Source organism: Okeania sp. (assembly GCF_983059655.1).
On sequence record NZ_CEZPJD010000146.1, the window covers coordinates 1 to 12,925 of the forward strand.

7 protein-coding genes are annotated in these 12,925 nt (G+C 35.7%); all 7 read right to left on the minus strand.

Annotated elements, in window-relative coordinates; translation table 11 throughout:
* Positions 1–53: 53 nt before the first annotated feature.
* Positions 54–1,148, minus strand: coding sequence for a heat-inducible transcriptional repressor HrcA (hrcA, locus tag AC3DU7_RS10750; RefSeq protein ID WP_488039344.1), 1,095 nt, complete (start codon positions 1,146–1,148; stop codon positions 54–56).
* A gap of 623 nt (positions 1,149–1,771) precedes the next feature.
* Positions 1,772–2,134, minus strand: a complete 363-nt coding sequence (locus AC3DU7_RS10755; RefSeq protein ID WP_488039345.1) for a rhodanese-like domain-containing protein — start codon at positions 2,132–2,134, stop codon at positions 1,772–1,774.
* Between the two features lie 365 nt (positions 2,135–2,499).
* On the minus strand, positions 2,500–5,403 hold the full coding sequence (locus tag AC3DU7_RS10760; RefSeq protein WP_488039346.1) for a hybrid sensor histidine kinase/response regulator: 2,904 nt from the start codon (positions 5,401–5,403) through the stop codon (positions 2,500–2,502).
* Positions 5,404–5,580: 177 nt separating this feature from the next.
* On the minus strand, positions 5,581–9,483 hold the full coding sequence (locus tag AC3DU7_RS10765) for a GAF domain-containing protein (protein WP_488039347.1): 3,903 nt from the start codon (positions 9,481–9,483) through the stop codon (positions 5,581–5,583).
* A gap of 74 nt (positions 9,484–9,557) precedes the next feature.
* On the minus strand, positions 9,558–10,043 hold the full coding sequence (locus tag AC3DU7_RS10770; protein WP_488039348.1) for a chemotaxis protein CheW: 486 nt from the start codon (positions 10,041–10,043) through the stop codon (positions 9,558–9,560).
* 41 nt (positions 10,044–10,084) lie between these two features.
* Complete coding sequence (locus AC3DU7_RS10775) at positions 10,085–10,450, minus strand: response regulator transcription factor (protein ID WP_488039349.1); 366 nt, start codon at positions 10,448–10,450, stop codon at positions 10,085–10,087.
* A 75-nt stretch (positions 10,451–10,525) separates the two neighbouring features.
* Entirely contained in the window at positions 10,526–11,746 is a 1,221-nt protein-coding gene (locus tag AC3DU7_RS10780; protein ID WP_488039350.1) for a response regulator, read from the minus strand.
* Between the last annotated feature and the right edge of the window lie 1,179 nt (positions 11,747–12,925).

Sequence of the window (12,925 nt, forward strand, 5' to 3'; positions counted from 1 at the left end):
ACTCCTGACTCCCTACTTCTCACTTCTAACTTTTGACTTTTGACTTTTGACTTCTAACTTCCTCCAATAGCTTCTGAGAGAAAATCTGCTGTAGATTTAACTATAGCGATCGCATTCTCATAAACCATTCTAGTTGGCCCCAAAACTCCTACACTTCCCAGAGGAGTTGTCCCATTCCCATAAGTTGCAGAAATCAGGGCACAACCTTGGATGGGTTCTAGAGGATTTTCCGAACCTATTCGGACTGTCACCTGCTTATCTGTACTAGGGGCTTCAAATATTAAAGGCCACAACTGTTCCTGTTCTTCTTCTAATAGTTGAATAATAGTTTGAACTTGTTGCAGTTTAGAAAATTCTGGTAAACGCAATACTTCTGCTATACCACTAATCAGAATCCTAGTATACTCTGGTGTCTGACAACGCAGAGCTAAATTTTCCAACAGATTTTTGATTGACTCAGCATATTTCTCAAACTCCCGGTCTAGCTCTGTCCAATCTAATGAAGATAATTCTCCTATCGATCGTCCTCGTAGTTGACCATTCAAAAAATTTGATAATATTTGTAATTCTCTATCAATATCTTCTGGGTCAGGCAGTACAGAATTATCTGGTAAATTTTTCTGATTTATAGCTCTCAAGTCCATCACGAGAGACTGAGTTTCATAAGTATTTGTCACTACAATCAACATGATTTTTTCTGCTTCCACCTGTACCAGTTGTAGATGTCGTAACTTAGCAGTGGCAGCTTGAGGCATTGTAATTAGGGTAATATAACCACTTAGAGTAGCCAAAATTTGAGCCGAACCTTGAAGTAGGGCCTCTAGACGACTTTCTGGCAAATTCAATTGTTTTTGTAAAAGTTCTTCTACTTCAAAAGCCAGATTTTCTGAGGGTTTCATCAATTGGTCAACGTATATTCGGTAGCCTGAGTCTGAAGGAATTCTTCCAGCAGAAGTATGAGGTTGATATAAAAGTCCTATTTTTTCCAGAAAGCTCATCCCATTACGAATTGTCGCTGGACTAACACTGAGATTGTACTCTTCTGCTAAGGATTTGGAGCCAACTGGTTCTGCCGTTGCAATATAATGACGAACTGTTGCCCATAGTATATGTTGATGACGGTTGCTAAGATTAACTTGCAGTGACATGGACGTAGAGAGAGTGTATTAGGTGAACTACCAAATAACAAAAAGTATGATAATAGTTAATCATAACACAAAATTTACTTTTCTTTATATAACTTATAGTTCATTATTATCTCAACATTTGGTTGGAGACCCGCACTCTCCGGAAGGGGAGCGTAGTCGGTGAAAACCAATCAATATTGCGGTTCTTAAAATAATATCAAATCCGGTTAAATAACCTCACAATCAATAGACATCTCCAGTCGGGAGTAGGGAGTAGGGAACCCACCCCTAACCCCGACCGTGGAGGGGAAAGAATTGATAATTTATGTAGGATAATTGATTTTATTTTTTATTATTGGAGATGTCTAATAGCTTAAAATCCTAATTATGACGTTATTGGATCTATGTGCAATTAGGCGGATTTGATATAATATGCTAATTGCAAAAAAATAAGGTTGGTGGGCTAGAAGTGTCAGTCTGTGGACGACCGTAAGACCGAAAAAAGGTTCAGTCTTAGGGGCAAGTACTTTGGAAGCAGAAAGACCATATCAGCGATGTTAAAAAAATCCCGCGTTGTAGCGAAAGCGCAACATCGGGAGAATGTCAATAATTTTATCCCATGCTGTAAAGTTCTTAATTCTGAACTAATAGCGAGGTATACTTCGATCTACTAAGATTGAGTAAGCATCAATACCACCAACAATATTTTTTACATTTGTAAAACCCTGACTCTTCAGCCATTGACACATTTGGGCTGAACGTATGCCATGATGGCACAAGACTAAAGTTTCTTTTTCATAGTCTAAATGGACATTAATCTGGTCTGACCATTCAGAAAATTTACTTAAAGATAAAACTTGAAAACCTTTAATAGAAGCTATTTCTACTTCTGGATCTTCCCGAACATCAACTAATTGTAAATTTTCAGGAATACCATCCTTTAAGCGCTCTGCTAGTTCTTCGACACTAATATCTAGTAAAGGCGTTTCGGAAGATTCTTGTAACATTTTGGTAAAATTAATGACTTTACATTGACAATAAAGTTATAGAAAGCTTTTCAAGATTAACTATAATTTTTAGTCGTATTGTATTGTATTTTCTATTGTTTTAGTCAAGCAAATCTGTACAATTTGTATACAACATACAGAACAAAGATCAAAAATCAGAAAACCTTAGCTCCTAATTAAATTCTATTCTCCATTTCCCCGCTCCCCTACTCCCTTACTCACTTACCGAAAAATTGTGGTTTAAAGCCTCCCCTTTTCAGGGGATAATAAAGAAAAATTTTCCTTTGAGTCAATCCTCTTCTTTTTCAAGGATAGGTAATTGTTAATTATTAATTATTAATTATTAATTTTTGAACAAGCCCTAATTAAACCTGTAAGCAGTTTTGTAAACTATTGATTAGTTCTTGGTCTAAATAAGGCTTAGTTAAATAGTTATTTGCACCTAATTGCCTAGCTAATATACGATAGGGCTGACTACTACGAGATGTTAGCATTAATACAGGCATTTCTGCCATAGAATATTGTTTACGACAACGGCTGAGGAATTCAAAACCATTCATTTCTGGCATTTCTACATCACAAATAACAGCTTGAATCTGAGTATGTTGCTGTAGTTGTACTAACCCTTGCCATCCATCTTTAGCTTGCATAACATCATACCCTGTTTTTTGTAAAGTATTGGAAATAGCTTGGCGAGTAGTTAGAGAATCATCAATTACTAAAACAGTTGGTAATTTAGAAATAGGATACTGTTGAAATTTAGATGTATTTTTGGGCGATTTTTTAGTATTAAATTGTTCTGTTTGTAATGTTTTTTCTAATAATTGAATCCCATCAATAACTGGTACTAAGCTCCCATCTCCTAAAATTGCACAACCATATAAATATGATGCTGCTGTTAAAATATTGCTAAAAGGTTTAATAGTTAAATTTTGCTCCATTAATATTTGCTCAATTTTGATAGCAATTGTATCAGAATCTTCAGATATTAATAGCAACATTACTTTCCCTTGAGAGTTTTTTGTATAAGAATTTTTCCAAGAAGATTCAATAGGTTCTTGTTGAATAATTCCTGGGGCTATGGGATAGTTACAATTAAATAAAATTGATGGTGCTATAGATACCTTTTTGCCTTTCCAATAATATACTTTTTCCCTGCGCTCGACTTTAATTTCACTAGGATCAACATATATTATGGCTGCTAAAATATCTAAAGGAATTGCAAATAAATTTCCCTCCAAGCGAAAAACCAATAATTTTGTAATTGTTAAAGTCCATGGTAATCTCAGAATAAATTTTGTTCCTTTACCAAGTTGGGATTGAATAGTAATACTTCCTTTCAATGATTCTATTTGACTGTAAACTGAGTCTAATCCCATGCCTCTTCCTGAGATATCACTCACTTTTTTTGTAGTTGAAAAATCAGGATAAAATAATAATTTGTATACTTGTTTAGTGGATAATTTAGCAGCTTCAGTGGCAGAATAAATTTTCTTTTCTATAGCTAGATGTCTGATTTTATTAACATCTATACCCCGACCATCATCTCGAATTTCGATATAAGTATAATTCCCTTGATAATAGGACTTAATAGTGATTTTTCCTGCTTTTAATTTACCATTACTTTGTCTGATTTCTGGGGGCTCGATACCATGATCGAAAGCATTTCTAACTATATGAACTATAGGATCGTACAATTTCTCTAAAACTGCTTTATCAATTAGAGTATTCATCCCCACTAATTCGAGTTTGACCTGTTTTTGCTTTTGCACTGATAAATCTCTAATCATTCTAGGAAATCGATTCAATAATGATTCCACAGGTAACATTCGAGTTTTTGTGATATTATTTTGTATTTGTTGTAAGGTTTGTTGTCTTTTTTTTACAACTTGTTGGCTTTGCTGATGTAGTAGTTTAATATCACTAACAGCTTCGCCTATTTGAGCAATTTCTTCTAATAGATTTGGTAGTATATTTACTAGATATGCTAGTCGATCTTTCTGAGAATTAGGCGATTGATTTAGTTGCTCTGGAAAAGCATTAATATCTTGCAGTTTCATCATTAACTGATTAAATTTTTGCCACCCTTTTTCTAAAGTTCCTATTGCAGCTTGAGATTGTTGATTTTGGAGAATAAAACTATTATCTTGAGTGGCTAATTCTCCCAGCAAATTATTGAGAATTTCCAGATGCTTGATATCTATTCTGATACCTAGAGAAGACGAGGATGTAGAAGTAATTTGCTTTTGCTGAATTTGTTTCTTTTGATTAGCAACTCCCGGTGCAGAAACTTGTTTTTGAGAAATATTTACTGATGTAATTTCAACATTAGATGTTTTGACATGATTTTTACTCTGATGAGCGCTGTTTATTTCTGTTTCTACTGCAACCTCAGATGTTTTAGGGACAACAGCTTTTACTGGTTTAGTTGATTGATTAACTTGTTTTCTCTTAGTAGTTGTTTCTACCTTTCGAGATTTTAGTGGTTTTGTTAGTTTGACTAATGTAGCATTTGGCTTTCCACCTTGAGTGCGATCGCCTGCTAATACTGCTTTTTGCCCTGCCCAAAAATCTGCTAGAGCTAGTGTACCAATTTTTTTGATGTATTTTGGATTGACTTCCAAGGCTTTGATAGTAGCTTGAGCAATAGAAGTAAACCCAGGCAAATTTAGCATTGTCCCTAAAGTTGCAAATACTTCAGCTTGTCTCTTCAGTTCCTCTTTAATGGATAAACCACTGTCGGAGCTATTCTTTCCAGCCAATAAATTGTCCCAACGATGCAAACCAGAGGGTATTTCTTCTGTAAACAGAAATTTAGTCATATCACCCTCATCCATAGACACTTCGGGAAATTCTGCTGCTTCTTCTAAAGAATGCCCCAGTTTCTTCTCTATCTGTTCAAAAACTTGCTTCGCCTTAACCATAGAATTCTCTTGGTCATAGTTACCTGTTTCAATTTGTTTTAAAGTAGGCGATCGCAAGCAGTCAAAAGCTTGCAGCAGTAAACTTTCTAACTCTAGGTCAAAAACAGTATTTTCTTGATAAAGCGCTCTAATACTATTTTCTAAATTGTGAGCAATTTTTTGAATTCCTATTAAACCAATACAAGCAGCACCACCTTTAATTGAGTGAGCTGCCCGCATTAGTTGATGTAGTTTTTGAATCTTATGCTCTTGAGAGATATTTATTAATCCTTCTTCAAGAGTCTGTAGTAATTCTGTAGCTTCTTCTACAAAAAATTCGTAGGCTCGATCGTCAGTTTCTATCATAGGAAATAGGGAATAGGGAGTAGGGGAGTGGGGGAGTAGGGGAGTAGGGGAGCGGGGGAGAACGCTATTGGTAGGGTGCGTTAGCGCTAGCGTCACGCACAAAAACCCTGTATGTAGTGCCTTTACCATCGCAACATTCATGGAACAAAGCCATTATTAATTATTAATTATTAATTATTAATTGACTTTAAACTCTGCCACACTCTTTTCTAAATCTCCTGCTACTTCTAGTAACTTAGAAAAAGACTCTGCAACAGTCATAGATTGTTCAGAAGTTTGATTAGCGATCGTTGCCATTTCCTGCATTGTTTCTGACAGTTGGCTAGAAGTATCAACTTGAGTAGTCGCAGACAAAGTAATCTCCTCTACCAACTCACTTATCTGTCCACTCACCTCCAATAGATCGGTCAGAGTTTGTCGCGCTCCTTTCACTAACTGAGTTCCCACCATTACCCGCTTGCGGCCTACTATCATTGCTTTGACAACTTCGCTAGTGCCAGATTGCATCTCTTCAACAATTTGCTCTATTTCTTGAGTAGCACTAGCTGACTGCTCTGCCAGAGAACGTACTTCACTAGCAACTGTAGCAAATCCTTGGTCATCTTGCCCTGCCCTGGTTGCCTCTACCGAAGCATTCAACGCCAAAATATTTGTTTGATTTGCCAAATCATTAATCAAACTCAGCACCCGTGAAATTTTCTTAGAAGTTTCCCCTAAATTTTTCACCTTCCGGGCAGTTGCCTCCACTGTTTTCTGAATAACCACAATTCCCTCCACACTACGGTTCATTGCAGCATCACTGGTTTGCAAAATCTGATTTGCTTGCTGCACCTTAGCTTCCGCCTGTTGAGCATTAGCAGCTACTGCTTTAACCGCATTTGTCATTACCTGAATTTGCCCAAGAGCATCAGCGATCGCTTCTGCTTGGCGATGAGCTTCACCAGACAACTTTTCAATTTCAGCATTGTTACCTTCAGTTGTTGAACTCACAATATTTGTTGCTGACTTCACCTGCAATACCAACTGCTGTAGGTTTTCAATCGTGGCATTAAAAAAGTCAGCCACAGTGCCCATTACACCTACTGTTACATTAGCTCGTACAGTCAAATCTCCATCAAAAGAATTTTCTATTTCTGTCAAAAAAGTTTCTATCTGATTTTCTAATAACTCTTTCCCCTTTTGTTGTTCCTCAGAGATAGTTTCTGCTGTTTTCCGAGCCTGAATTACCTGTTCTAATAAGAGAGCTTGTTCAAGAGTAGACCCCACTTGTAAAGCCAGTTGTTTGAAAATTTCTACCTCTGAATCTTGCCATTGTCTTGTACCGGAACATTGATGAGCGCCCAATAAACCATAAAGCTTTTGACCAACCAAAATCGGCACTACCACATTTGCTTTCACCTGCCATTTTTCCAACTGTTCTCGGTGACAGTCGGTTAAATTTGCTTTGTAAATATCTGCTGTGATTTGTGTTCGACCTTGACGATAGGGTTCTACATACTCAGTCGGGAAACATGGCACTTCTGTTTCCATCTCTGCAATCTTTGACCAATTAGGTTTAACTGACTCAGAAATAATTTTACCTTCCCAGTTGTCATCGAAACGATATATAACAATACGGTCAGCTTTCATCAGTACCAGTGATTCTTCTACAGTGGTTTGGAAAATTTTCTCCAATTCTAGAGATTCCCGGATGCGGGAACTAATTTCACTGAGTAACCGAGCCTGTTGAGTTGCTTCTTGTTGTTGCTCTAGCAAAAATGCTTGGTCTAGTGCGTAACCAACTTGAATAGCTACTTGCTTAATTAAGTCAATTTCTAACGCTTCCCACTTGCGAGTAGCAGAACATTGGTGGGCGATCAATAAACCATATAACTTTTTATCTGAGATAATGGGAGCTACTAAATTTGCCTTAATCTTAAACTGTTCTAATTGTTTAATATGACATTCTGTTAATCCAGCTTCACGGATATCATTGGTTGGTTTAACTCTTCCTTTCAGATATGGCTTAATATAACCTTGAGCAAAGCATGGATCTACAATTTCAGCTCCTAATGCTTCTGGAAATCCAACTGTTACTGATTCTGCTACTACTGTACCTTTCCACTGAGGATCGAATTCATAGACCATAACTCGATCTGCTTGGATAGCTTCTTGCATATCCTCGACTGTAGTGTTCAAGATGTCTTGAGGGTTAAGAGATTTACGAATATCGGAGCTGATTTGGTTGAGGGCAATAGCTTGTTTTGTAGCGGCTTGTTGCTGTTGCAATAATGTTACTTGGTCAAGGGCAAAACCTACTTGGGTGGCCAACTGTTTAGTAAAGTCAATTTCTGATTCTTCCCACCTACGAGGTGCAGAACATTGATGTACGATCAGCAAGCCATGAAGTTTTTGTTCGGCGATGATCGGAGCAACAATGTTAGCTTTAACGGCAAAAGGTTCTAAAAGCCCCACATGACACTCCCCTAACCCTGCCTCATCAATATTCTCTATCGTACTAACCCGCCCTCGCAGATATGATTTGAGATAATTTTTTTTAAAGCAAGGCTCAGATATTTTTTTACCAAAGGCTTGAGGCCAAGCTTTATCTACTGACTCGGCTACAACTGTACCATTCCAGTCAGCATCAAATTGATAAAGTATGACGCGATCTGCTTGTAATGCGCTACGAGCTTCTTCTACGATCGTATCAAAAATATCTTCACTCCTCTGGGAATTCCGGATTTTGATACCAATCTCGTTTAAAAATCGAGCTTGCTTGGCAGCGACTTGTTGTTTTTGCAACAGGTATGCCTGTTCTAAAGCATAACCAACCTGAACAGCCACCTTGCGAATTAAGTCAATCTCTAATTCTGTCCAAGCTCTAGGCCCTGTGCATTGATGGCCAATTAATAGACCTATGAGTTTTTGTTCTACCACTACGGGAGCAACTAAGTTAGCTTTTACTTCAAAGGGCTTTAGTTGATTAATATGGCACTCTGTTAGCCCAGCTTCGTATATATTTTCTGTGGCTTTAACCCGCCCCCTTTGATAGGCTTGAACGTAGCGATCGGCAAAGCAAGGATCGGCTATTTCTGCCCCTAGAGCTTGTGGCCAATTGCTATCTACTGATTCTGCAATAACTTTGCCTTTCCACTGGCTATCAAATTCGTATACTACTACTCTGTCACAACCAAGAGCTTCGCGAGTTTCTTCAACTGAAATAGTGAGAATGTCTTGAATATTTGGAGATTTACGAATCTGGACATTTATATAATTAAGTTTTTGGGCTTGTTGGGTAGCTGCTTTCTGTTTTGTTAATAGTAAAGCTTGGTCTACAGCATAGCCCAGCTGAATGGCTAGTTGCTGAAAAAATTCGATTTCTGATTCTATCCATTGTCGTGCTTCAGAGCAATGATGGGCAATTAATAAGCCTAATAGTTTTCCGTTGGCAACAATGGGAGCAACTAAGTTAGCTCTCACAGCGAAGGGTTCTAGTTGGCTAATGTGACATTCTGTTAATCCTGCTTCGTAAATATCAGTTGTTGCTTTTACCCGGCCTTTTTGATAAAACTCTACATAACGGTCTGCAAAGCAGGGGTCGGCTATTTCTGCCCCCAAAGCTCTTGGCCAATTGCTATCCACTGATTCTGCAATAACCGTACCTTTCCAGTTTTTGTCAAATTGATAAACTACTACTCTATCTGTTTGTAGGGCTGCCCTAGCATCTTCTACTACTGTTTTAAAGATGTCTTTTAAATTGAGAGATTCCCGGATATGGGAAGTAATTTCGTTTAATAATTCTGCTCGTTCGGCGGCAGCTCCTTCTGTTTCTATTAATGATTGAAGTTGATTAATCCTGACATCTATGTTAGACCGTAATGCAGCTAAATCTTCTGCTAAAGCATTAGTTTTTGCTCTGATTCCTAATGATTTTTGATTAGTATCTGGCTGCCACACTTCTACTGGCACGATTGCTAATGATTCATTATTTGCTGGAGTCTGTATAGTTTCTTGTTCAGTTTTTTTGTAGTAACTTTGGCTTGAATTTGGCGTTCTATTGTCTGATTGATTGGTTTTTCTAAAATTTGTCTGTGTCATAATTTTAGTGGTATTAATTATCCAGAATTACTAATTTATTTTTAATGGCTGTTGTTGATTTTTTTACTTGATTGTTATTTCTCTTTTGTTTCTAAATATTGAATAATTTTTTCAATATCTACAATCATCATTTTTTCTCTAGCTGAGTTTGTACAAGTTCCCTTGATAAATTTTTCTACATGAGAATTAACTTTTTTTTGTTTCACCAGGGTAATATTTTTAGTCTCAACATTTATCAACTCACCCACTTTTTGTACTAAAATACCTAGATACTTACCTTTATATTTTACTTTTACTACCCTAAATTTTTCCTGATAGTATCCAGTAGATAGCAAAGGATTAAATCCCATCAAATAAGCAATATCAATCAACCACATAATCTCGCCATGCCACTGAAAAACTCCTGCAACTACAGTTGGCATACCTGGTATTTGTAAGATTTTTTGGTAGTCTAAAGTGATAACTTCATCTAAGTCATCAGTAGATAGTATAGTTTGTAAGGTCTGATTAACTTCTATACATAAATATTGTGTGCTACGGAATAATTGTTGTTTTTGCATTGACTTTAAGTGAATACTTTAGTCATAAAAATTTATTTTTGTTACACAACTAATCGTCTTAATGTTGCTACAACTTCTTCTTGATTAATTGGTTTTGTAACATAAGCAGATGCACCTTGCTTCATGCCCCATTTTTGGTCTATTTTACCTGATTTACTAGAACAAATAATAATTGGTATATGAGCTGTATTTTCTTGACTTTTTAGTTCCCTACAAAGTCCATAACCACTTTGACCAGGTAATACCACGTCTGTTAAAATTGCGTCAAAAGTTTTTTGATTCAGCAAAGCTTTAGCTGCTTCTGCTGTGGTTACACTCAATACATCAAATCCTGACTTTTGCAGACATTCAGTCAAAATACTAGCTTCAGTTGGGCTATCTTCTACTATTAATATACTTGCTTTCATAACTTTACTACTTTTTATTTAATATTTGTCCAAAAATTGATTCTATTAATAAATTTTTTATTTGCTACTTTAATTTTAAGTATTAAGCAAATGTTTTTGGATCATTCTTAAGACTTCTTCCGGTTTAGGAGGCTTACTCAAAAAGTCAGCTGCTCCTATTAATTTAGCCCGACTCCGGTCTATCAAATTATTTCGACTGGTAAAAATGATCACTGGTATCTTTTCAAAGGCTGGTGCTTTGCGTAAGAATTGATAGACAGTATAACCGTTAGCATGAGGCATTTCTAGGTCAAGAAAAATTAAATCTGGTTTATGTTCGGCTATTTTTACAAATCCTCTAATTGGATCTTGTATACTGATAAATCTGTAACCTGCCGGTTGTACAATTTTCTTTAATGTTTCAGCAACTACCGGGCTATCATCAATACAAACAATTAATGGTTGTTTTTGTGATGTAGTTTTGTCTACATTATCCTGAGGGTTAGCTGTTGTTAAAGATGATTCTATCGGTGATATTGGTAAGTCTGGTACTGTTTTTAATTGAAGTAATCCTTTTTTGACTAAAGGAATTAAAGTTTTAGTTACAGCTAATACTGATTTTCGTAGTTTATAGGCAATATCCCATAGAGTTAGGTTGCCCTGTAAGTATTTACCCCAACCAGATAGAGCTTCTGGTTTGATAGGTTTGTTCATTACAGGAACAAGATTGGGGTTAAGACTATCAAAACCTGCTTTTTGCCATAACTTTTGCATTTTAGCAATTCTACTAAAAATTTCTTCTAGTTCTCTATAGCATAGAGCTAAACCTAAAGATAATTCTGATTTATTATCTGGACTTGGCTCCCACTGACGTGTTAAGTCTGCGTAAAGACTCAAGGAAAATAACACTTCTAAGGTGACAGTACGAATTACTTTTTTAGCCTGATAAAGAGTAATTTTATTTCTTGTTATTCCATCATATAGTAGAAGATATTCCCAAGGTTTTTCTCTATCTGATAGTTGTGAAGTTATGGGCTTCCATTCAGGACAGTGCAACCTTATCGCTCGTTGCCAACGTCTCACTCTATGAAGGTTACCAGTAGTATAGAGTAATCTACCATAAAATATATAAAGTTTTCCTTCTTTAGCATGGCTACTTAATAATAGGTTGCCGGTTGCCATTTTTTGACTAAGGATGTCTATTTCTTGTGCTAATTTGATGATTTTGTTGTTTGCAGACATGAATCTTAAAGGTTCAATATGAAAACTCGAATAGCGATCGAGTTGTGAATATTTGAAAACATCACTTGTGGCCATCTGCTTGACTTTATAGATTAGTTTTTTTTTCTAAAGAAAATGACAATACAATAAAATAATTTTAATGTTTCTTTCTGTTAATTATATTATATTACAATACTTAATATTTGAACATAAAATCATTATTTCACACATTTCTACAATATTTCATTGTATTGTTTGTATTAAAATTCAGTATTTTTCTATTTTGGTTCATAGAATAAATTAAATAATTATAATAAATATCTAAACAGTAAAACAGTGTTATTTCGATTAGTAAATTAATATGATTCAACCAATTAATTGAGTAATAATCTTAAAATAAGTAGCTAAAAATGCACCATAGTTTATAGTTGATTGATATTTATCATCATATATAAATCATTCTACACTATATAAATCTAAGTAGATTTACTATGTGATCGATATTTTTGATCGTTACTTTACATATATTTACAAATTATAAAAGCTTTGCTATAATTAGTAATTAAAAAATTAAAAAATCAATAAATATTTCAGAAATCTTAAGCTCTTAGACCTCAAAACAAATCCAATTAAATTAATACTTATGATATGAATTGTAGGAGCGATCGTCGCATGAGAATTTTTTTGAACTATGAGTTTCTCATATGTCATCTTTTCAGAAGTTAAGATACATATTAGTTATCGAAGTATTAAAAAGGGGCAATTGAAGAGTAGTGAGTCCATTCAACGATTTGACAGTTTTACAGCGCAATTTATTATCAATAGACTACTGCCACTACGCGGAAGTTAACAGTCATGCATTTAAAAGCGATTACTAATTGGCGAGGTTTTTTTAAAGTGCGGAAATGAAATGGTTATGCACACATCGCCTCCAGAGCGTAAGACACACATCTGATAGTCAATTATTTTTGATTTGTAATTGTTTTAGGATTTTGTAACTGGTCAGTTATTTCCGCCATTCTGCACTACAAAGTTCTTTCGTATATAGAAGTACATATATTAACAAGGGAATTTCTACAGTACGGACAGGACATCTTGCCCGCAATAGTATCTTGCCTGCTATAGATGTACCTGATATCAAATCTGGTTAAATAGTTATTAGACATCTCCAAAAATTAAAAATAAAATCAATTCTTATCCATAAATTATCAATTATTCTTATCTGTTCCCAGCTCCGGTGTTCCCAGCTCCGGTGTTCCCAGCTCCGGTGTTCCC